Annotated in this window: 14 protein-coding genes; 11 read left to right on the top strand and 3 right to left on the bottom strand. The window is 63.1% G+C overall.

Going from position 1 to position 21,334, the window contains the following annotated elements:
* Window positions 1-154 precede the first annotated feature (154 nt).
* Window positions 155-1,357, bottom strand: coding sequence for an MFS transporter (locus AB4N47_RS09420; protein WP_341637444.1), 1,203 nt, complete (start codon window positions 1,355-1,357; stop codon window positions 155-157).
* 285 nt (window positions 1,358-1,642) lie between these two features.
* On the opposite strand from AB4N47_RS09420, the gene AB4N47_RS09415 reads away from it, so the two are divergent.
* From AB4N47_RS09415 to AB4N47_RS09395, 5 genes are all read left to right on the top strand, one after another.
* A complete protein-coding gene (locus tag AB4N47_RS09415; RefSeq protein ID WP_341637548.1) occupies window positions 1,643-2,923 on the top strand; it encodes a c-type cytochrome in 1,281 nt (426 codons plus the stop codon).
* Window positions 2,920-3,393 carry a (2Fe-2S)-binding protein gene (locus tag AB4N47_RS09410; RefSeq protein WP_130902671.1) on the top strand — a complete coding sequence of 158 codons (474 nt, stop codon included), beginning with the start codon at window positions 2,920-2,922 and terminating at the stop codon, window positions 3,391-3,393. The genes AB4N47_RS09415 and AB4N47_RS09410 overlap by 4 nt, the downstream gene beginning before the upstream one ends.
* Window positions 3,390-5,624 (top strand): xanthine dehydrogenase family protein molybdopterin-binding subunit, encoded by a 2,235-nt coding sequence (locus tag AB4N47_RS09405; RefSeq protein ID WP_341637443.1) that lies wholly within the window; start codon window positions 3,390-3,392, stop codon window positions 5,622-5,624. Before AB4N47_RS09410 ends, AB4N47_RS09405 begins: the two co-directional genes overlap by 4 nt.
* Before the next feature lie 171 nt (window positions 5,625-5,795).
* On the top strand, window positions 5,796-6,908 hold the full coding sequence (locus tag AB4N47_RS09400; RefSeq protein ID WP_341637442.1) for an alkene reductase: 1,113 nt from the start codon (window positions 5,796-5,798) through the stop codon (window positions 6,906-6,908).
* A gap of 88 nt (window positions 6,909-6,996) precedes the next feature.
* Entirely contained in the window at window positions 6,997-7,473 is a 477-nt protein-coding gene (locus tag AB4N47_RS09395) for a helix-turn-helix domain-containing protein (protein ID WP_016774798.1), read from the top strand.
* A gap of 111 nt (window positions 7,474-7,584) precedes the next feature.
* On the opposite strand, the gene AB4N47_RS09390 is transcribed toward AB4N47_RS09395, so the two are convergent.
* Complete coding sequence (locus AB4N47_RS09390; protein ID WP_445941194.1) at window positions 7,585-12,783, bottom strand: trifunctional serine/threonine-protein kinase/ATP-binding protein/sensor histidine kinase; 5,199 nt, start codon at window positions 12,781-12,783, stop codon at window positions 7,585-7,587.
* A gap of 313 nt (window positions 12,784-13,096) precedes the next feature.
* Between AB4N47_RS09390 and AB4N47_RS09385 the strand changes: the two genes are divergently transcribed.
* A complete protein-coding gene (locus AB4N47_RS09385) occupies window positions 13,097-14,086 on the top strand; it encodes a response regulator (RefSeq protein ID WP_341637440.1) in 990 nt (329 codons plus the stop codon).
* Window positions 14,083-14,484, top strand: coding sequence for a response regulator transcription factor (locus tag AB4N47_RS09380; protein WP_341637439.1), 402 nt, complete (start codon window positions 14,083-14,085; stop codon window positions 14,482-14,484). The genes AB4N47_RS09385 and AB4N47_RS09380 overlap by 4 nt, the downstream gene beginning before the upstream one ends.
* 5 nt (window positions 14,485-14,489) lie before the next feature.
* Here the strand turns inward: AB4N47_RS09380 and AB4N47_RS09375 are convergent, their stop codons facing one another.
* A complete protein-coding gene (locus AB4N47_RS09375; protein ID WP_341637438.1) occupies window positions 14,490-15,092 on the bottom strand; it encodes a TetR/AcrR family transcriptional regulator in 603 nt (200 codons plus the stop codon).
* Window positions 15,093-15,231: 139 nt separating this feature from the next.
* Here AB4N47_RS09375 and AB4N47_RS09370 point away from each other — a divergent pair, with 139 nt between their 5' ends.
* The 4 genes from AB4N47_RS09370 (at window position 15,232) to AB4N47_RS09355 (ending at window position 21,242) form a co-directional block, all read left to right on the top strand.
* Window positions 15,232-16,020 carry an SDR family NAD(P)-dependent oxidoreductase gene (locus AB4N47_RS09370; RefSeq protein WP_341637437.1) on the top strand — a complete coding sequence of 263 codons (789 nt, stop codon included), beginning with the start codon at window positions 15,232-15,234 and terminating at the stop codon, window positions 16,018-16,020.
* 55 nt (window positions 16,021-16,075) lie between these two features.
* Window positions 16,076-17,089, top strand: a complete 1,014-nt coding sequence (locus AB4N47_RS09365) for an NADP-dependent oxidoreductase (protein ID WP_341637436.1) — start codon at window positions 16,076-16,078, stop codon at window positions 17,087-17,089.
* 350 nt (window positions 17,090-17,439) lie between these two features.
* Window positions 17,440-19,845, top strand: coding sequence for a glucose/quinate/shikimate family membrane-bound PQQ-dependent dehydrogenase (locus AB4N47_RS09360; protein WP_143170144.1), 2,406 nt, complete (start codon window positions 17,440-17,442; stop codon window positions 19,843-19,845).
* Between the two features lie 98 nt (window positions 19,846-19,943).
* On the top strand, window positions 19,944-21,242 hold the full coding sequence (locus AB4N47_RS09355) for a carbohydrate porin (protein ID WP_341637435.1): 1,299 nt from the start codon (window positions 19,944-19,946) through the stop codon (window positions 21,240-21,242).
* The last annotated feature ends 92 nt before the right edge of the window (window positions 21,243-21,334 follow it).

Raw genomic sequence — 21,334 nt, 5'->3', positions numbered from 1 at the left:
TATGACGGGTCAGCGCTCGGCCTGTATACCCAAGACCCTGTGGGAGCGAGCCTGCTCGCGAAGGCGTCGGATCAGGCGATTGATGGGCAGGCTGACCCACCGCTTTCGTGAGCAGGCTCACTCCCACAGGGGGGATTTGTGGGGTTCTTTTGATTCAGCTGCGCTCAGCCTTGCGACTCAGGAACAACGCCAGCGCCAGCGCCGGCAACACCGCCACGGCGACGGCCGAGAGGTTCCAGCCGAAGTGTTCGTACAGCGGGCTGGCGACCAGTGAACCGAGGGCGCCACCGACGAAGATGCTGGTCATGTACACCGCATTCAGGCGGGCGCGGCTGTGCGGGTCGAGGGCGTAGACCTCACGCTGGCCGAGGACCATGTTCAGTTGCACGGCAAAATCCAGCAGCACCGCACACACCACCAGCCACACGTAACCACTGCCCGGCAACGCGGCGATCAACAGCGACAGCGGCGCCAGCAACAACGCCACCAAGGTACCGCGACGACCGTGGCCGGCATCGGCCAGACGCCCGGCAATTGGCGCGGCAATCGCACCCACCGCACCGACCAGGGCGAAGACCGCCACTTGCGCCTGGCTGAAACCGTGGTGACGCATCAACTCAATCGGCGCGAGGGTCCAGAACAGGCTGAAACTGGCGAACAGCAAACCCTGATACAGCGAACGCTGGCGCAACACAGGAAAGCGCCGGGCCAGGGCAAACACCGAACCGATCAACGCGACATAAGTGGCTTTGTGCGTCGGTACCCGGCGCGGCAGTGCCACAGCGGTAATCAGCGCGATCACCGCCATCAGTGCCGCCGCGCTGTAAAACACCCCGCGCCAGCCGAACACTTCAACCAACAGACTCGACAGCGGCCGCGACAGCAGAATCCCCAAGAGCAAGCCGCTCATGATATTGCCGACGACACGGCCACGACTGGCTTCCGGCGCCAGATGTGCGGCCAACGGCACGAGAATCTGCACCGCCACCGAGGTCAGGCCGATCAGCAAAGAGAGCAGCAGGAACAGCGACGGCGAATGAGTCAGGCCAGCGCACAGCAGCGTCACACTTGCAGCGAGGGTGAAGCCGACCACCAGACGGCGGTTTTCCATCAGGTCAGCCAGCGGCACCAGCAGCAACAAACCCAGCGCGTAACCGAACTGCGTCAGCGACACGATCAGGCTGGCATTGGCGCTGGACAGGCCGATCTGCGGCGCGATCAGTTCGACGATGGGTTGTGCGTAATACAGGTTGGCGACGACCGCGCCGCAGCAAAATGCCAGAAACGCGACCATCAGGCCGGAGAGTGAAGCAGGCTGTTCGGCCGGGGCCGCAACGGCAGGGTTGCCCGTAAGCATGGTGACACCTCGTTGAGTTCGGGAAAGTTGTGCCAAGGCTACGGTCAGCCGGCGGCCGCGAGAATCCGTGCCACTGGCAACGCACTGATGCGTGGCGCGCAACGTTGCTTGTGGCGCAACGCGCTGTTGCGCGGGCCGGTGATTCTCCGCTGCAAGGGTCTTCTCTACGCTTTGGCCCTGGCGCTGACGTCCGCATCGGCGCCCTTCCCCGGCTGCTACAAGGAGCGTTTCCATGACCCGCACTGCACTCGTCCTACCACTGTCCGCCGCGTTTTTCTGCCGACCATGATCAGCCATTTGCTCAAATCCAGAACCCTGTGGATCAGCGTCGGCGTGCTCGCGGTGCTCGGCCTGATCGTCGCCGTCGCGCTGATGTGGCGCCCGGCTATCGCGCCAATCAAACGGCCGACGTCATTCGATACTGCGCAGTTGCAACGCGGCGCACGGGTGGTCGAGGCCGGTGACTGCGCGGTGTGCCATACCCGCCCCGGCGGCGAATACCTGGCTGGCGGGCTGCCGCTGGTGACGCCGTTCGGCACGCTGTACAGCACCAACATCACCCCGGATGCGCAGACCGGCATCGGTGAATGGTCACTGCCGGCCTTCGAGCGGGCGATGCGTGAAGGCATTGCCCGCGACGGCCACTTTCTCTACCCGGCCTTTCCCTACGTGCACTACCGGCGCATGAGCTCCGAAGACATCGCCGACGCCTATGCCTACTTGATGAGCGGCCCCGCCGTACGCGCCCCGGCGCGGCAGAACCAGATGAATTTCCCGATGAACATCCGCCCGCTGGTGTCGTTCTGGAATCTGCTGTTTCTGCATGGCGAGCCACTGACGCCGTTGGCCGAACACAGCGCGGCATGGAATCGCGGACGCTATCTGGTCGACGGCCCGGGCCACTGCGCCGGCTGTCATTCACCGCTGAACCTGATCGGCGCGGAGAAATCCTCGGAGTATTTGAAGGGCGGCAGCGTCGATGGCTGGGAAGCGCCGGCCCTGGTCGGCCTCGGCCAACGCGCCAATCCGTGGAATCGCGAGCAATTGGTCGGCTATCTGCGCGCTGACGTGGTCGATGGCCACGGCACGCCCGCCGGCCCGATGCGCCCGGTCAGCCTGAGTCTGGCGCGCTTGCCGGCCAGCGAAGCCGAGGCGATTGCCGACTACCTGCTGAGCCTGAAAAACCCGCACGCGGTGAGCGAAACCACCGCGAAAAAGCAGCCAGGTATTCCAGCGGATCACACAACCGGCGCCCTGCTCTTCAGCAGCGCCTGCGCCGGATGTCACGCACCCGCCGCGCCGATGCGCGAAATCGACGGCCGCCCAGGCCTGGAAAGCACCTCGGCGCTACAAGCGGCCAGCTCGCGCAACTTTCTCAAGACCGTGCTTGAAGGCGAGCCCGCCATTCCCGGCGCGCCCGGCCCGGTGATGCCGCCGTTCGCCGCCAGCCTCGACAACGCCCAGCTCGGTGCCCTCGCCGCGTATCTGCGCGAGCAAGCCAGACCCGAGCAGCCATGGGCCGACCTCTCTTCCACTATTGAAGCGTTACGTCAGGAGACGAAATGAGCCAGATCACTCTCACCGTCAATGGAGCCGCCCAAGCGCTGGAGCTGGAACCGGACATGCCGCTGCTGTATGCGCTGCGCAACCACTTGAACCTCAACGGCGCCAAGTACGGTTGCGGCCTGGGCCAGTGCGGCGCGTGCACGGTGATCGTCGACGACCAACCGGTGTTCGCCTGCCTCACGCCCTGCGCAGGCCTTGAAGGGAAAAAAATCCGCACCGTGGAAAGCCTCGGCAGCGCAGACAAACCCGGCCCGTTGCAAGCGGCATTCATCGACAAGCAGGCCGCGCAATGCGGTTACTGCATCGCCGGCATGCTGATGCGCGCGCAGGCGTTGCTCGAACGCGATCCGCACCCGGACGAACAAACCATCCGCGAACACATGGCCGGCAATCTGTGCCGTTGCGGCACGCACTTGCGCATTATCGAGGCGATCAAACAGGTGGCCGGGCACAACGGGAGCCTGACATGAGCGCAGCAAACGGCTTGAACCCCAGCCGCCGGGCCTTCCTGCGTGGCGGCGCGTTGCTCATGGCCTTCACGCTGATGCCGGTAGCGCGGCGTGCCTTGGCCGACACCGAAGTCGACACCCTTGGCACCGTGGTCCTTGCCCCCGATCTGCCCGGCAGCCTGCGCACCAACCCATACCTGGACGCCTGGATTCGAATCGGCGCCGACGGCATCACCGTGTACACCGGCAAGGTCGAGCTGGGCACCGGGGTGAAAACCGCGTTGCTGCAAATTGCTGCCGAGCGTTTGCAGGTGCCGGCCAGCGCAATCAACTTGCTCACCGCCGACACCGCACTGACGCCCAACGAAGGCTACACCGCCGGCAGCCACAGTATTTTCGACAGCGGCACCGCGCTGTACAACGCGGCCGCGCAGGTGCGGGAAATGCTCGTCGACGCCGCCGCGCGCAGTTGGCAAGTCGATGCTGCGCAACTGAGCACTCGCGACGGCATCATCGAAGGGCCGAATGGTCAGCGCATGGCATATGCCGACGCGGTCAAGCATGTCGATGTGCACCAGTACGCCAAGGCGCAATCACCGGCGATGGCGGCGGCCGACTTCAAACTGATCGGCCACAACCTGCCGCGCCTGGACATCCCGGCCAAGGTCAGCGGTGGCGCGGCATTTGTGCAGGACATGCGCTTGCCGGGCATGCTGCATGCGCGGGTGATTCGCCCGCCGCGTCCCGGCTGCACGCTTCAGGCGTTCGATGCCGCGTCCGTCGAGGCGTTGAGCGGCGTGGTCAAAGTGATTCGCGACGGCAACTATCTGGCCGTGGTCGCCCGTGATGAGTGGCAAGCGATCAAGGCCATGCGCAGCGGCATTGAAAGTGCCAAGTGGAGTGGTGGCGAGGCGATTCCCGAAGCCGCCGGGATTCATGATTTGCTCAAGCAATTGCCCTCCAAGCGCTATCCGATCAGCAACAACGGCAATCCCGGCAGCGCGACCGAGACTCGCTTCAAGGCGCGAGTGACCAAGCAGTACTTGATGCACGGTTCGATCGGCCCGTCCTGTGCGGTGGCCTGGTTCAACGATGGCGTGCTCACGGTGTGGACCCACACCCAGGGCGTCTATCCGCTGCGCGCAGGCATCGCCGAAATGCTGCGTCTGCCGCCGGAACGCGTGCGCTGCATTCACACCGAAGGCTCGGGTTGCTACGGTCACAACGGCGCCGATGATGCCGCCGCCGATGCCGCGCTGATCGCCATGCGCCTGCCGGGCACGCCGGTCAGGGTGCAATGGATGCGCGAGCAGGAAAATCTCTGGGAGCCGTACAGTTCGGCGATGGTCACCGAAGTCGATGCCGGCCTCAGTCAGGGCCGTTTGCAGGACTGGAACTACGAGCTGTGGACCACGCCGCACAACGAACGCATCGTCAATGCCGGGCGCCTGCTGCCGGCACGCCTGTTGGCGAAACCCTTCGCCTCGGCGCCGTCGGTGCCAATCGCCCAGCCCGAAGGTGATGGCGATCGCAACGCGGTGCCGCTGTACGAGCTGGGCGCGACGCGGATCAACATGAATTTCGTCACCACCATGCCCTTCTGCACTTCGGCCATGCGCTCGCTCGGTGCGCACATCAACATCTTCGCCATCGAGGCAAGTATTGATGAGTTGGCGATCAAGGCCGGGCTCGATCCGCTGGCGTTGCGCCTGGCGCATCTGCGCGACCCGCGTGCTCGTGCCGTGATCGAGCGCGTACGTGACGAAATCGGCTGGCCCCACAAGAGCAGCGAACCCGGCGCGGGGATCGGTTTTGCCTTCGCCCGCTACAAGAACATCATGGGTTACTGCGCCCTTGCGGTGAAACTGCGGGTGCATCCGCAGACCGGCGAAATCCGTGTCGATCATGTGGTGACAGCGGTCGATGTTGGCCAGATCGTCAGCCCAGATGGCCTGCGCAATCAGGTCGAGGGCGGCATCGTCCAGTCGGCCAGCTGGACGCTCTACGAAAAAGTTGCCTACGACGCTGGCGGCATTCGCAGCTACGACTGGAGCGGTTATCCGATTCTGCGCTTTACGCAATTGCCGAAAAAAGTCGACGTGCACCTGCTCGATCAACCGGGCGAACCCTTCCTCGGTGCTGCCGAAATCGTCCAAGGGCCAATGGCTGCTGCTCTCGGCAACGCGGTCAGCAATGCCACCGGCCGGCGCTGGCTGAATCTGCCGCTGACTCGCTCGACCCAACCCGCCTGAACCACGCCCGCGTTCATCAGCGATGAGCGCGGGTGCCGTTGCGTTGCGCGCAAAACTGCGTAGCGCCGGCCACGGATTATCAGCCCCGCCACCCCCGGTTAAGTTACCTGCACAGCGCGCGGCACCTGGCTGCCGCGCTTGAACCCTACTCATCGAAATCCGGAGCTACCCATGACCCGTCGCCTGTTCCAACCTATCGCACTCGGCCCTTACACCCTTGCCCATCGCGTGGCGATGGCGCCCCTGACCCGCTCGCGCGCTGGCCAGCCGGGCGACGTGCCGACCGCAATGAACGCCGAGTACTACCGCCAACGCGCCAGTGCCGCGCTGATCATCACCGAGGCCACGCAGATTTCTCAGCAAGGCCAGGGCTATGCGTGGACGCCGGGGATCTACACCGATGCGCAAGTGCAGGCCTGGCGCGAAGTCAGCACGGCGGTGCACGAGGCCGACGGTCTGATCTTCATGCAGCTGTGGCACGTCGGCCGGGTCTCGCATCCGAGCTTTCAGCCTGACGCCGGTTTGCCAGTGGCGCCAAGCGCCCTGCCAGTGCCGGGCAAGACCTTTATCGTCGATGAACAAGGCAATGGCGTGTGGGGTGATGTGCCAGTGCCGCGCGCCCTCGAAACGGCGGAGATCGCCGACATCGTCGAAGACTATCGCCGCGCCGCGCGCAACGCGTTGGACGCTGGCATGGACGGCGTGGAGATCCATGCCGGCAACGGTTATCTGCTCGACCAGTTCCTCAACAGCAACAGCAACCAGCGTGATGACGCCTATGGCGGCAGTGTGGAAAACCGTGCGCGGTTTCTGCTCGAAGTGGTCGCCGCCGTCGCTGATGAAGTCGGTGCCGAGCGCGTTGGCGTGCGGCTGACGCCAATGGGCCGCTTCATGGGCATGGGCGATGACACGCCTGAAGCGACCTTCGGTTATCTGGTCGAGGCGCTCAACCAGTGGAATCTGGCCTACCTGCACCTGGTCGAGCCGGCCATGGTCGGCACGGTCAAGGACGAAAACTTCGACCCGCGCTGGGACGCGATCATCGCCCAGTTGCGCCAGACCTGGAACGGCGTGCTGATCCTCGCTGGCGGTTACGACGCCGAGTCCGCCGAACAGGCGCTGAACGCCGATCGCGCCGACATCATTGCCTTTGGCCGGCCATTTTTGGCCAACCCGGATCTGCCGCGTCGGCTGCACGACGGGCTTGAACTGAACGCGCCGGATCCGAGCAGTTTCTTCGGCGGCGATCAGCGTGGTTACGTCGATTATCCGTTTCACGCCTGAGGCTTGGGCTTCATAACTTTTAAGGTTTGTTTAAGGACTTTAAATAAAGCCTGCGGCCAGACTTTGCCCATCGATCAGGAGAGCCGCCATGAACCCGCAATCGGTGAAGTCAGACCCTTCCTGCCACCTGGCTCGCCCACTGGGCGCACTGTCCGGCTGGCAGGAACGCCGCGCCAAGGCCTACATGCTGCACGATCTGAGCCGCAGCCTGCGCGTCAGCGAGATTGCCGAACATTGCAATCTGTCACGCAGCCACTTTTCCCGGGCGTTCAAGATCGTCACCGGCTGCTCGCCTCAGGAATGGATGCTGAAGATGAAGATCGACAAGGCCAAAGGGCTGTTGCTGACCTCGATGGCGATTACCGAGATTGTTTATGAATGCGGATTTTCCGATCACTCGCACTTCACCCGCACGTTCGGGCGCATGGTGGGCATGCCGCCGAAGGTCTGGCGCCAACTGATGTGCGGAGCGCGGGTGGCGCTGGTGGATGCGGATGTCTGGCGGCTCAGCGATGGGTTGCTGAATTCGACGATGGGCCAGCGCTTGACGGAACTGCGGCCCTGAGTGGAATTTCAAAGGGTTTTGTTCACTCCTCCCTTTTGGCCGCGATTTTTCGCGGCTTTTTTTAGCTCGACCAAACACCTCGGTCAGTCCCCTCTCCCCTCCGGGAGAGGGTTAGGGTGAGGGGCTTTTGATCCTGGCGTCCGGCGCCAGCGGCAGTCTGAAGCAGATCCGCGCGCCCTCTTCGCTGTCTTCCACGCGCAAAGTCCCACCATGGGCGCCTATCACCGTTCGGCAAATCGCCAGGCCCATGCCCATGCCGCTGCCCTTGGTGGTGAAGAACGCATCGAAAATTTCTTCACGCTGATGCTCGGCGATCCCCGGCCCGTTGTCTTGAAAAGCCACGCAGACCTGCCCATCGGACAGCGTCGACTCAATCACCAGGCGCCCGTCAGTCACGCCCTGCCCAGCCATTGCTTCCAGCGCGTTGACGATCAGGTTGTAGATCACCTGCTGGATCTGCACCCGATCCCCCAGCACCGGGTCAGCAGCGTTGAGTTGCGTGCGCAAGCTCACCCCGCGATTGTGCATATCGCTGGCCGTCAGTTGCACGACCTCACCGATCAACGCGTCAATCGACACCGGCAATCGTTGCAACGGCGCCTGCCTGGCCAATGCGCGCAAGGCCTGGACGATCTCGGTGGCACGGGCGCTGTCGGAGCGAATGTCTTCCAGTCCCTGAATAGCCTCGTCGAGATCAGGCGTGTCGCGCTTGAGCCAGCGCAGACTGGCCGAGGCGTTCGATGAAATCCCCAGCAATGGCTGGCTGATTTCGTGGGCGATCGAGGCCGACAGTTCACCCATCATTTTCAGGTGCGAGTTGCGCGCCAGTTCCGCCCGCGAACTACGCAAGTCGGCTTCCATCTGCGCGCGCAAGCGGTTGTCTTCGACCAGTTGCGCATACAGCCGCGCGGTCTGCAGCGACACCGCTGCCTGCGAGGCGAGGATTTCCAGCATGGTCAGGCGTTCGGCGCTGAACAGCTTCGGTACCAGGCTGTTTTCCAGATACACCAGACCGATCAGCGCGCCCTGCTTGAGCAACGGCAGGCACATCAGCGAGCGCGTCTGCCGCTCGCGCAGGTCGGCGCTGTAGGCTTGCGGGCAGTCGGCGCGGGCATCGTCGAGCACCAGCGGCGTGCGCGTGCGCATGGTCGAATTGAGTACTGAAACCGGCGCGATCTGCTCCAGCGAGCGATCGTTGTCCTGACTGACCCGCACGTTGCCCGCCTCGACATGCGCGGCAGCGGCCAATTGCAACTCACCCTCGGCGACCAACAGCAGCGCGCCGCGATCGGCACCCGCCTGAATCATCAAGTGATTCATCAAGGTCTCCACCAGCCGATCAAGCAACACCTCTTGCGAGACCGCGCGTGCCGCTTCAATGCCGACTTCCAGATCAAGGCGCACCCGCGTCACCGGCGTTCCCGCTTCCAGGGAATGCTCGTGGGCGAGAAACGGATGCTGCGCTTCGAGCTGGCGCGCCTTGGCTTCAGCGCCCCACAGCACATAGCAGTCGCGCGCAACACGCAGGTGATGATGCGTGCCGGAGACCAGGCCGTTGGCCAGACAGACCTCGGCCAGTTGTTCATGTGCCAGTGCTTGCTCATGGATAAATCCGGCAGCGGCCGCCGCGATTTGCGCTTGGTCGAAGCAGCGAATGGCGGCCAGCCCTTCGCCGCGCACGCGGGCCATCGCGCCTTCGATCAGCAGCAGTTTGTTGCTGAAGGTCGAAGGATTGAGCTCGACCCATGGCAGAAAACGCTGCCGTTGCTGCTCCAGTTTCTGCAGTTTTTCGGCAACAGAGCCCGGCGCCTCGGGACTGGCCAGTGCCAAGCTGTAGAACAGGTAGTAATGCGCCAGATCAATGTGCGCCGGCAGCGACCAGGTCAACGCCTCGGCGTCTTCGAAACGGCGCAACGCGTAACGCACTTCGCCGAAATACAACGCCGACATGCCCGAATACAACCACATCCACAACAGCGTCGGCTGTGAAACACGGTCGCGATGCAGCGGGCCAAAACGGTCATGTTCCAAAGCATCCAGCATTGCGATCGAACGAGGCTCAGGCCCATTGCGCAAATCGCTGGCAAACGCCTGTTGCGCCAGCAGAATGCGCTCGATGTCGATGTAGTGAAACTGCCGCACCCAACTCAGGCCGACGTCCAGCTCGTTCAACACGTTTGGCAGCGGCTCGCCCATGAACAGCAGATCGGAGCCGATGTGGTTGCAGGCGTAACACGACATGCCCAGATCGCCGCCGGCCTGACCGCACTCAAACGCGGCGAAGGCCTTCTGCCGCGCGTAGGCCATCGGCCGGGTCCACGCGCTGACCTGATCCAGCGCCACCAGCGTGCCGGTGCGCCCCGCCTCATAGCCGTGCAGATCAGTCAGATCAAGCGCCAGTTCGGCGAAAGCAACACCGTCCAGATACTCGCCATAACGGTCGGCGATCATCACGCCGTACCAGGCGAAACCGTAGCCGCTGCTCGGCGTGGTGCCATGGAGCAAAGTCAGTTCGACCATCTTCGCCAAGTGCAGAAAAGCAATGTCGTCCTGCACGAAGAACGAGGCGATCAGCGTGCTCAGCAGTTCCATGGCCATTTCGATTCGCGGCTCATTGGCTTTGGGCAACGCCGTCAACTCAGCGATCCGTCGCGCACCGACCAATTGCCGAACCCGTTCGAACGCTTCGCCCAGTTGCGCCTTCGAGGGTTGTCGCTGCAGGTCGATGTCGAGCAACGCAAGACCGGCCAGAGCTTCGCCGATCGCGCCGTGGTAATCGGAATGCAAGGTGCGCAGGCTGGCGCGCAGGCGGTAGGTTTTCGCCCGGTCCAGCACGGTGGCAGCGTGTTCCAGGCAATCGTCAAGACGCTGTTGCGCGCCGGGCAGATCCGCCAGCAACATCGCGCAGTCGGCTGCCAGCCAGCGCGCCGCGAAGGCTTGCGGGTAGAGCTGCGTCCAGCCGTTGTCGCCGAGTAACACCTCGGCGCTGCGCAGATAATCCACGGCCTGCTCGACAGCGGCACTATCGCGGGCGCGCTCGGCAGCTTCGAGCAATAACTGGATGAATTCAGCGCGTCGAGGCGCTTGCAGCGCATTGCCGGCGCTGCGCTGAATCTGACTGGCGATGTCGAAGACGCGCGCCTGCCGCTGCTCGCCGCATTGATCGAGCATGGCGGCCGCGATGCGCGCATGCTCAGCCGAACGCCCGGCCGGTGCGGTCAGCGCAGCGGCGGCTTCCAACACCCGATCGTGGGGAAACACCAGTTGGCTTGGCTCGCGCAGAAGAAATCCGGCGCTGACCAGATAATCCACGTCACGCAGCAATTGCGCCGGATCGTCCCCCAGCAAATCGCCCAACAGCGTTTCGTCACAGCGGCCACCGACGTAACCCGCGGTGCGCAACACTTCACGGGCACTGGCCGGCAGACGCTGCAAGCGTTGCACCATCAATTCGGCCACGTTGTCGGCGTAGCGATAGCCGTTCACTTCGGCCTGATTCCACACCCAGCGCCGCGTCGTCGCGTCGAAACGCAGCAGACGCTCGTCCACCAGCGCGCGCGCCACCTGGCTGACGAACAACGGATTGCCGGCGGTTTTGAAGTGCACGACGCGGGCCAGCGCCTCGAGGTTGTCGACGTCAGCATCGAGTTCGACCGCCATCAGTTGCGCAACGGCCTGCACCGACAGCGGCCCTAGTCGAAGGTCACTGACTGGCAGCGCGGGTGCTCTGCGCATCTCATCGAGCCAGCCGCCCAGATGCTCCGTCAACTCGCCCTCGCGATACGCCAGAACCAGCAGCAGATGCCGCGTCGGTCGGGCGATAAAGGCTTTGAGAAACGCCTGCGTCGAGTCGTCAGCCCACTGCAAGTCGTCGATAAACAGCAGCAGCGGATGCCCCGGTTGCGCAAAGACTTCGAGCACATCGAGCAGCGCCCGATTGACTCGATCCAGGGCGTGGCGCGCCGGCATGTTCGGCAGTTCGGCGGTGGCGCCAATCAGCAGTTCGGCTTCCGGCGCCAGGTCCAGCAGCAAGCGGCCACGGCCCTTGAGGGTTTCGCGCAGTTGCTCGGCCAAGGCCTGCAAGGCCAGCGTGGGCTTGGTCAACACTTGGCTGATCAGAGACTGAAAAATCTGCGCCAGCGGCGCGAAGGGGCGGTCATTGTTCAGCAGTTCGATCTTGCCGCTGGCCCAATAACCGGGTGCCTGGCTACGCAGGACTTGCTGGATCAGCGTCGACTTCCCCGCCCCCGGTGCGCCGGCAACCAGCAGCACCCGAGCGATGCCGTCGCTACGCACGCGCCGGATCTGTTCAAGCAGCTGCTGACGTTCGTCATCACGACCAAACAGCACATCGCCGCGCGTGGCCGTTGCGCGAGCATCGAAAGCACCGAGGCGGAACGCTTCGATCTGGCCTTTTTTCTGCCATTGCCGCAGGCACCAGGTCAGATCGGCGGCCAGCGATTCGATGCTTTGATAGCGCGCGTCCGGCTCCTTGGCCAGGCCCTTGAGCAGCACATGGCAAATGCCTTGCGGCAGGTCGGGTTGATATTGAGCTGGCGACAATGGCTGGACGGCGGCGTGCACATGCAACCATTGCGAGGCGTCGCGAGCGATCAGCGGCGGGCGCCCGGTCAGCGCCTCGTAGATGATTGCCGACAGCGCATAGACGTCGCTGCGCTCATCGGAATCGACGCCGTCGCGCTGCAGCTGTTCCGGCGCCAGATAAGGCCAGTGTTCCAGGCTCGGCAGTTCGGTCGCCGGCGTTTCCTGCGCGTGGGTGTGAAAGCCCATCAGCCTGACGCTGTCGTCAGCATCGACCAGCAAATGCCAAGGCAATAAAGAACACTGTGGGAGCGAGCCTGCTCGCGAAAGCGGTGGGTCAGTCAGGGGTGATGTCGGCTGGAATGACGCTTTCGCGAGCAGGCTCGCTCCCACAGGGTTTTGCGGTGTTTCCGGATGGCGAGAGTGGACCAGCGCATTGGCAGCGGCGACGGCGATATTCAGCACCCGTCCGAGTGGTAAGCCGGCGGCGTCGATCAGTCCAGTCAGCGGCGCGCCCCATTGCGGGTAGACCAACACCGGCCCGTCCGCCGAACGTATCAGCGCGAGCGGGTTGAGCGCCCACTGCGAAGGCAACTGCAAATGGAAATCGCGCTCCAACCGCTGGCACAGCGCCGGACGCTGGATCGGCGCACGCACAGCGAACCAGCTCTGGCCCGAGCGGCCGTCTTCAAGGCTGAACCAGGTCAGTTCATGGTCACGGCGCAGCAGACTGAACCGACAGTTCTCCAGCCATTCTTCATCGAGCATCGGCGCATCGGCCGCGCGGGAAATTGCAGATGAAGATGGCTGGCCGGGCATACGCATTCACCGCTGGAAATGGGATTCGGGCTGGTGGCGAAGTATACCCAGCGTTTTTTTGCCAGAGGGCCAGCCGCTGCGCTGATGTCCGTCCGCAGCCTCAAGATGGCCGTCCAGAGCCTTGCGCGGCTGTTTCTTGCGCTATACAAGCGCACGTCTTATCCCTCGGGATAATTGCTTTATGCCAGGCTGTCCCCTAGCGTACGAACCTGATAACCCGGCGCCCGCGCCCTGTCCTTCTCACCGCAACGCAGAGGCCCGCATGATCCGACTCGGCCAAGCCACGATTTCTTTGGAACGGCGCGAAGCCTTTCTCGATGGCCGGCCCTTGCGCATGGGCGGGCGGGCGTTCGAAATACTTTCGGTACTGATGCAGGCCGATGGGCGCATCGTCAGCAAGGACGAGCTGATCAATCAGGTGTGGCCGGATATCGTCGTCGAAGAGAACAATCTGCAAGTGCAGATTTCCTCGCTGCGCAAACTGCTCGGGGAAAAAGAAATCATCCAGACGGTTGCCCGTCGAGGTTACCGATTATTGAAAGACCGCGAACCCAAACTGCCCGTGTTCAACGCCCTGGCCTCGGCGCCGATGGTGGCGCAGCCGCCGTCGGTCGATACGCAATCGGTGCCGGTGTTCATCGTTGACGATGAGGCCTGCGTGCGTACCGCGCTGAGCCGCTTGTTGCGCGCCGAAGGCATCGAGCACCGGATTTTCCAGTCCGCCGAAGAAATGCTCGAGGCCGACATCGCCAATGGCCCGGCGTGCCTGCTGCTCGACGTCAGCCTGCCCGAAACCACAGGCCTGCAATTGCAGGCAGCGCTGAACGAGCGCGGCTTGCCGTGGCCGGTGATCTTCATGACCGGCCACGGCACGATTCCGATGTCGGTGCAGGCGATGAAGGCCGGCGCGGTGGAGTTCCTGACCAAACCATTCAATGACGATGAACTGCTCGGCATTCTGCGCAGCACCCGTCAACACGCCGCGACGGCGTTCAATCAATGGCAACGGGTTCAGCACGCGCGGCAATTGGCGGCGCAGCTGACACCGCGTGAGCGCGAGGTGCTGCCGCTGATTGTCGGTGGCCTGTCGAACAAGCAGATCGCCAATCAATTGGGCACCAGTGAAGTGACCGCCAAGGTTCATCGCAAACACATCATGGCGAAGATGCAGACCCGCTCGCTGGTCAACCTCGTCGAACTCTACGGACTGATCAGCGCTGCGCCTTCGCCTGGCCCATCGAGCCTGTCGTGAGCGCCCCGGCGGGTCGCCCGACGGCGATCGAAAACACCCCACCGACGATTGTCTGCATCGTCGATGACGACGCGTCGGTGCGCAAAAGCCTGTCGAATCTGCTGCGTTCGGTCGGTTATCGCGCGCACGTTTATGCCAGTGGCGAAGCGTTTCTCGCCGAAGCCGACTTCGCCGAGATCGCCTGCCTGCTGCTGGATCTGCGCATGCCCGGCCTGTCCGGCATCGACGTGATGCGCCAGCTGTCGCGACAGTTTCCGGTGATCTGCATGTCCGCCCATTGGGACGAGGCGGCGCTGGCTGAGTCCGGGCATTACCAGGCGTTTGAATGCCTGTGCAAACCCTTCGAAGAAGAGGTTTTGCTGGCGGCACTCGATAAGGCCCTGCACCGCCAGCACTGATCGCTTCAGCTGTCCTGCGTGGCTTCTTCCGCAGTTTCGATCGCGGGTAGCGACTCAGTCATCGAAGCGTGACACACCGCCAGAATCTCATCGGCCAGCGCCGAGTCATCCGGGCAGGCGCGCGACAGCATGACCGCCCCGACGGCGCGGGCCAGCAGGTCGATCATCCGGGTCCTGCCCTCACCTTGCGGTGCATCCGCTGCCGTCGGGTATCTCTCGCCGAGCGTCTGCAACGTGCGCTCGATGCCTTCAGCGAACGCCGCTTTCACGTCCCCGGACTGCCGCGCCGCATCGCCGCACAACGCTGCCATGGTGCAACCGGTGGAACGGCCGTCACGATGCTCGCGCGACACGTACACGTCGATGAAATCCTGCACGCTCATGCTTTCGGCGGCGGCCGTGGACTGCGCCAGGCTGTTGGCCGACGCTTCGGCCATCAGGTCGGCCTTGGAGCCGAAGTGTTTGTAGAAACCGCCGTGAGTAAAACCGGCGGCCGCCATCAGGTCAGCTACGCCGACCCCGTCATAACCGCGTTCGCGGAACATCACTGAAGCGGTTTCGACAATGTGCTCGCGATTGGCCTGAGCCTGAGCCTTGGATACGCGCATGTTGGCTACCTCCAGCGCTGAAAATTCATCGGCCGATGATACATAGATGTTAGCCATAATCAAAACCGTTGACAGGTTAGATTTCGATCATCATCCTAAAGGCCCGCAATCAGTCTTCAACTGACAAAGAGCCCACACCATGACTACTCGCCCTACTGTTCTGATCACTGGCGCCTCCACCGGCATCGGCGCCGTCTACGCCGCACGTTTCGCCCAACGCGGGCACGATCTGGTGCTGGTCGCCCGTGACCAGGCGCGCCTGGACACCCTTGCTGCCGGTTTGCGCGCTGAACACAACGTCAATGTCGAAGTGCTGCAAGCCGATCTGACCCGACTCAGCGATCTGCAAACGGTCGAGGCGCGTCTGCGTGACGACGCGCGCATCGGCATCCTCGTCAACAATGCCGGCGCGGCGCAGTCCGGTACCTTTATCGAGCAGAGCACCGACAGCGTGGCGCAACTGGTCGCGCTAAACACCACGGCGCTGGTGCGTTTGGCCAGTGCGATCGCCCCGCGTCTGGCCAAGGCCGGCGACGGCGCAATCATCAACATCGGCTCGGTGGTGGGCCTGGCGCCGGAGTTCGGCATGTCGGTGTATGGCGCGACCAAGGCGTTCGTGCTGTTCCTCTCCCAGGGCCTGAGCCTGGAACTGTCGCCACAAGGCGTGTATGTGCAAGCCGTATTGCCTGCGGCCACCCGCACGGAAATCTGGGACCGCGCCGGTATCGACATCAACACCCTCACCGACATCATGGAAGTCGGCGACATGGTCGACGCCGCGCTGGTCGGCTTCGACCGTCGCGAAGTCGTGACCATCCCGCCGCTGCACGAAGGCGAGCGCTGGGATGCCTTGCAAGCGGCGCGGCAAGGCCTGTTGGGGCAGATCCGCCAGTCGGCGGTGGCGCAACGTTATCTGACTCAGGCCTGACCTCATCCAGACCCGCCGCTATGCCGGCGGGTTCGTACCGACAAGAGCATCCGCAATGAAGGCATTTTTCATCGAGCGCTACGGCAAGCAGAACGGCCGGATTGGCGACCTGCCCGAACCGCTGGTTGGCGCTCACGACGTGCTGATCGAAGTGCGCGCGAGTAGCGTCAATCCGCTGGACCTGAAGATTCGCAGCGGCGAATTCAAGATGATCCTGCCCTATCAAATGCCTTTGATATTGGGCAACGATGTCGCCGGCGTGGTGCTCAGCACCGGTGCGGCGGTCAAGCGTTTCAAGCCGGGCGATGAGGTTTATGCGCGTGCGCCTGAAAACAGGATTGGCACGTTTGCCGAACGCCTCGCTGTCGACGAACAAGCGGTAGCGTTGAAACCCGCCAATCTCGCCATGACCGAGGCGGCTTGCATGCCGCTGGTGGCGTTGACGGCGTGGCAGGCCCTGGTCGAAGTCGCCAACGTGCAAAAAGGCCAGAAGGTGCTGATTCACGCCGGCTCCGGTGGCGTTGGCACGGTCGCCATTCAAATGGCCAAACACCTCGGCGCTTTTGTTGCGACTACGACCAGCACGGCGAATGTCGCGTGGGTCAAGGCGCTGGGCGCTGATGTGGTGATCGATTACAAGCAGCAGGATTTCGCCATTCTGCGCGACTACGACGTGGTGCTCAACAGCCTCGGCGGCGATGTGTTGGAGAAATCGTTAACGGTGTTGAAACCGGGCGGGCAGCTGATTTCCCTGTCAGGGCCGCCGACTGCGCAGTTCGCTCGGGAGCAGGGTTTGTCGTGGCCGCTTGGGCTGGTCATGCGCCTGCTCAGCAGTGGTATTCGGCGCAAGGCGCGCAAGCGTGGGGTGGGTTATTCGTTTCTGTTCATGCGTGCCGATGGCATCCAGTTGCACAAAATCACTGCGTTGATTGAGGCAGGAGTGATCAAACCGGTGGTTGATCGTACTTTTCCGTTCGATCAAATAGCTGACGCGTTGCACTACGTTGAACAAGGTCGGGCCAAGGGCAAGGTTGCCATCGTGATCGATCCTGAAACGCCCTCACCCTAACCCTCTCCCAGAGGGAGAAGGAACTGACCGAGCTGAATGCGCGGGTAACGCCGATCTGAGATACCGAGTCGAACATATATCCCAAAAAGCCCACAAATCAGCTCCCTCTCCTCGGGGAGAGGGCTGGGGTGAGGGGTGAATTCAGCGCGGTGTTTGTATATGTGCATTGCAACTGCAAGCCCGACTCGCCATCCCCGCTGAAACGTCGAGAAACCCCTCTCAACTTGCGTTTTGCTAATCCTGCACCACGCTTGATTCACAGAAGTGCACGTTTTCATGGCAAAACTGCGGTTAACTGAATGGTTAGTTACCGCTATAATCCCGCGCTTCATTCAAACGGGACTTTCAATGTGAACCACAGTCAACGCGTCTCAGGCGTTTCAACGTTCATTCTGGTCGGCCTTGGCGTGATCATCGCCCTGCTCGGTCTGGCGCTCGCGGCCGGCGGTGTGAAGCTGGTCAGCCTGGGCGGTTCCTGGTACTTCCTGGTCGGCGGTCTGGCGATGACCGTTTCCGGGGTGCTGATCGCACTGAAGAAAACTGCAGGCGCCTGGCTGTTCGCCGCATTTCTCGTGGCCACCGCGATCTGGGCCGTGGCTGACGCCGGGCTGGTGTTCTGGCCGGTGTTCTCGCGGCTGTTCATGTTCAGCGCGATCGGTATGGTCGTCGCTCTGGTCTACCCGCTGCTGGCGCGCGCCAATGGCCGCGTCGCCGGTCGTGGCGCGTATGCCGTGGCCGCTGTGCTCGCGGTCGGTGTGGCCGTTGCGGCGGGCAACATGTTCGTCGCCCACCCAACCGTTGCCGCGACTGGCACTGGCCCGGGCCTGACTCCGGTCGAGCCGGCCAAGGCGCAGAAAGACTGGGCGCACTACGGCAACACCGAAGGTGGCAGCCGCTTCGCCGCGCTCGATCAGATCAACCGCAACAACGTCGACAAATTGAAAGTCGCGTGGACCTACCACACCGGTGACGTCGCCGAGAGCGATGGCAACGGCGCCGAAGACCAGCTCACCCCGCTGCAGGTCGGCAACAAAGTCTTCATCTGCACCCCGCACAACAACCTGATCGCGCTGGACGCCGACACCGGCAAGGAAATCTGGAAAAACCAGATCAACGCCCAGTCGAAAGTCTGGCAGCGCTGCCGTGGCATGGCCTATTTCGATGCCACCGTCACCATCGCTCAGCCGAGCAACTCTTCGATCATTGAAGCCAAACCCGAGCCGGCTGCCAACTGCCAGCGTCGTCTGCTGACCAACACCATCGATGCCCGCCTGATCGCGGTCGATGCTGACACCGGCGAGTTCTGCCAGGGTTTCGGCAACAACGGCCAGGTCGATCTGAAGGCCGGCCTGGGTGATGTGCCGGACAGCTACTATCAGTTGTCGTCCGCGCCATTGATGGCCGGCACCACCGTGGTGGTTGGCGGTCGTGTTGCCGATAACGTGCAAAGCGACATGCCGGGCGGTGTGATTCGCGGTTTTGACGTAATCACCGGCGCCATGCGCTGGGCGTTCGACCCGGGCAACCCGCAGGATCGCAACGCGCCGGCCGACGGCAAAACCTACGTGCGCAGCACGCCGAACAGTTGGGCGCCGATGTCCTACGACGCGGCGACCAACACGGTATTCCTGCCGATGGGCAGCTCGTCCACCGACATCTATGGTGTCGAGCGCAGCGAACTGGACCACAAGTACGGCGCCTCGATCCTCGCGCTGGACGCCAGCACCGGTGAAGAACGCTGGGTGTTCCAGACCGTGCACAACGATCTGTGGGACTTCGACCTGCCGATGCAGCCGAGCCTGATCGACTTCGACAAGGACGGCCAAAGCGTTCCGGCGCTGGTCATCGGCACCAAGGCCGGGCAGATCTATGTGCTCGACCGCGCCACCGGCAAGCCGCTGACCGAGGTCAAGGAAGTACCGGTGAAAGCCGCGAACATCCCTAACGAGCCGTACTCACCGACTCAGCCGAAATCCGTGGGCATGCCGCAGATCGGCGCGCAGCACCTGACCGAATCGGACATGTGGGGCGCCACGCCGTACGACCAGTTGCTCTGCCGCATCGACTTCAAGAGCATGCGCTACGACGGTCTGTACACCGCACCGGGTACCGACAAATCGCTGAGTTTCCCGGGTTCGCTGGGCGGCATGAACTGGGGCAGCATCTCCACTGATCCGGTGCACGGTTTCATCTTCGTCAACGACATGCGCCTGGGTCTGTGGATCCAGATGATCCCGTCGCAGAACAAAGGCCAGGCCGCTGGCGGTGGCGAAGCACTGAACACCGGCATGGGCGCTGTTCCACTCAAAGGCACGCCGTACGCGGTGAACAAGAACCGCTTCCTGTCGGTGGCCGGCATTCCGTGCCAGGCGCCGCCGTTCGGCACCTTGACCGCGATCGACATGAAGACCCAGAAAGTCGCATGGCAGGTTCCGGTCGGCACCGTTGAAGACACCGGTCCCCTGGGCATCCGCATGCACCTGCCGATCAAGATCGGTCTGCCAACCCTCGGCGGCACCCTGTCGACCCAGGGCGGCCTGATCTTCATTGCCGGCACCCAGGACTTCTACCTGCGCGCCTTCAACAGCGGCAACGGCGAAGAAGTCTGGAAAGCCCGTCTGCCGGTCGGCAGCCAGGGCGGCCCGATGACCTACGTTTCGCCGAAGACCGGCAAGCAGTACATCGTCGTCACCGCTGGCGGCGCACGCCAGTCGACCGATCGTGGCGATTACGTGATGGCTTACGCCCTGCCGTAACTCGCTGCCGCACGACCAACCTCCTCCAAGCGCGCGGTGCCCCAAAGCACCGCGTCGCTGTTTTATTGCGTTAAAGATTTCAGCAGGGAAGGATTCACATGTCATCGGCTGTTCGCTTTTCTCGTACCAAGCTTTCCACTGGCCTGTTGCTGGGCCTGAGCTGCGCCACTGCCCTCCCCGCGCTGGCCGCAAGCGATTCCGATCTACTGACCCGCAGCACCTTGACCGGTGACTGGGGCGGCTTGCGTCATCAACTCGATGAAGATGGCGTCAAGTTCACTGGCGATTACAGCGGCGAAACCGCCTACAACGCCGACGGCGGCCTGCACCGTTCGGCGCGCTACTCGCAGAACATCAAGCTCGGCGTGCAGTTTGATCTGAGCAAACTCTACGGCGTCGACAACGCCGGCAAAGTGCAACTGACCATCAACGACCGGCGCGGCAACAGCGCATCGGAAGATCTGGTCGGCAACCGCCTGCCGATTCAGGAAAACTACGGCGGCCTGTACACCCGCCTGACTGAACTGAGTTACGAGCGCAGCCTGTTCACCCCGGCGCTGAACGTGAAGCTCGGCTACATGGCCATGGGCAACGACCTCGGCGGCCTCGACAGCGGCATTCTGTGCAACTTCATGAACGCCGGTTTCTGCGGTCACCCGCTGAACATGTCCGGCGGCAGCGGCTGGACCAACTACCCCAACGCGCGTCTGGGCGTGCGGGTCAAATACGACCTGTCGCCGTCCTGGCAGCTGCGTGTGGCAGCGTTCAACGTCGACCCCGAGAGCAACGGCAATTCCAGCCGCGCCTGGCATCTGGGGCCGAAGCACACCACCGGCACCGTTGTGCCGATCGAGTTGGTGTACAAACACGCCGGCGAGCTGCCGGGCGAGTACAAGCTCGGCTATTACTACGACAGCTCCGACGTCAACCGCATTGGCAGCGACGACGAGGTGTCCGGTCGTGGCGGGCATTATTTGCTGATCGATCAGGCCGTATGGCGTTCGCCGACCTCCGAAGGCCGCAGCCTGCATGCATTCGGTCAGTATTCGGCGGCCAGCGAAGCGGCCTCGCCGTTCAGCAAGTGGTACGGCACCGGCGTGGTTTTGTACAAACCGTTCGAAGGCCGCCCGCGTGACACCTTGGCGCTGGGCTACGGCCGCGCCGTGCCGAACCCGCGCAGCCGTGATGTGCAGCAGGATGCCGCGCTGGCCAATGGTGCTGCGTTTCCGAACCTCGATAGCGCCGAGCAGTTGATCGAGTTGGGTTACGGCTATCAGGCCACCCCATGGCTGACCCTGCGCCCGAACCTGCAATACATCATCGAACCGGGGGCGTTTTCCGGGCAGGACATCGATAATGCGCTGGTGGTGGGTTTGCAGGTGAAGGCTGCGCTTTAACCTTGTGGTGAAAGGGCTGCCGTCATCGCGAGCAGGCTTACTCCTACAGGATTGGCGGCGTGCGCAAAATCCCTGCAAAACACAAAACCACT

The organism is Pseudomonas sp. S3_G06 (assembly GCF_054667565.1).
The sequence above is the reverse complement of the archived record's forward strand: the minus strand, read 5'-3'. Positions and strand labels throughout refer to the sequence as shown.

What these genes read in the sequence shown, in the direction of transcription:
- AB4N47_RS09400 (WP_341637442.1), top strand. Translation starts at nt 5,796, where the DNA reads ATGACCCGTCGCCTGTTCCAACCTATCGCACTCGGCCCTTACACCCTT.
- AB4N47_RS09415 (WP_341637548.1), top strand. Translation starts at nt 1,643, where the DNA reads ATGATCAGCCATTTGCTCAAATCCAGAACCCTGTGGATCAGCGTCGGC.
- AB4N47_RS09385 (WP_341637440.1), top strand. Translation starts at nt 13,097, where the DNA reads ATGATCCGACTCGGCCAAGCCACGATTTCTTTGGAACGGCGCGAAGCC.
- AB4N47_RS09420 (WP_341637444.1), bottom strand. Translation starts at nt 1,357, where the DNA reads ATGCTTACGGGCAACCCTGCCGTTGCGGCCCCGGCCGAACAGCCTGCT.
- AB4N47_RS09405 (WP_341637443.1), top strand. Translation starts at nt 3,390, where the DNA reads ATGAGCGCAGCAAACGGCTTGAACCCCAGCCGCCGGGCCTTCCTGCGT.
- AB4N47_RS09370 (WP_341637437.1), top strand. Translation starts at nt 15,232, where the DNA reads ATGACTACTCGCCCTACTGTTCTGATCACTGGCGCCTCCACCGGCATC.
- AB4N47_RS09395 (WP_016774798.1), top strand. Translation starts at nt 6,997, where the DNA reads ATGAACCCGCAATCGGTGAAGTCAGACCCTTCCTGCCACCTGGCTCGC.
- AB4N47_RS09375 (WP_341637438.1), bottom strand. Translation starts at nt 15,092, where the DNA reads ATGCGCGTATCCAAGGCTCAGGCTCAGGCCAATCGCGAGCACATTGTC.
- AB4N47_RS09365 (WP_341637436.1), top strand. Translation starts at nt 16,076, where the DNA reads ATGAAGGCATTTTTCATCGAGCGCTACGGCAAGCAGAACGGCCGGATT.
- AB4N47_RS09410 (WP_130902671.1), top strand. Translation starts at nt 2,920, where the DNA reads ATGAGCCAGATCACTCTCACCGTCAATGGAGCCGCCCAAGCGCTGGAG.
- AB4N47_RS09355 (WP_341637435.1), top strand. Translation starts at nt 19,944, where the DNA reads ATGTCATCGGCTGTTCGCTTTTCTCGTACCAAGCTTTCCACTGGCCTG.
- AB4N47_RS09390 (WP_445941194.1), bottom strand. Translation starts at nt 12,783, where the DNA reads ATGCTCGATGAAGAATGGCTGGAGAACTGTCGGTTCAGTCTGCTGCGC.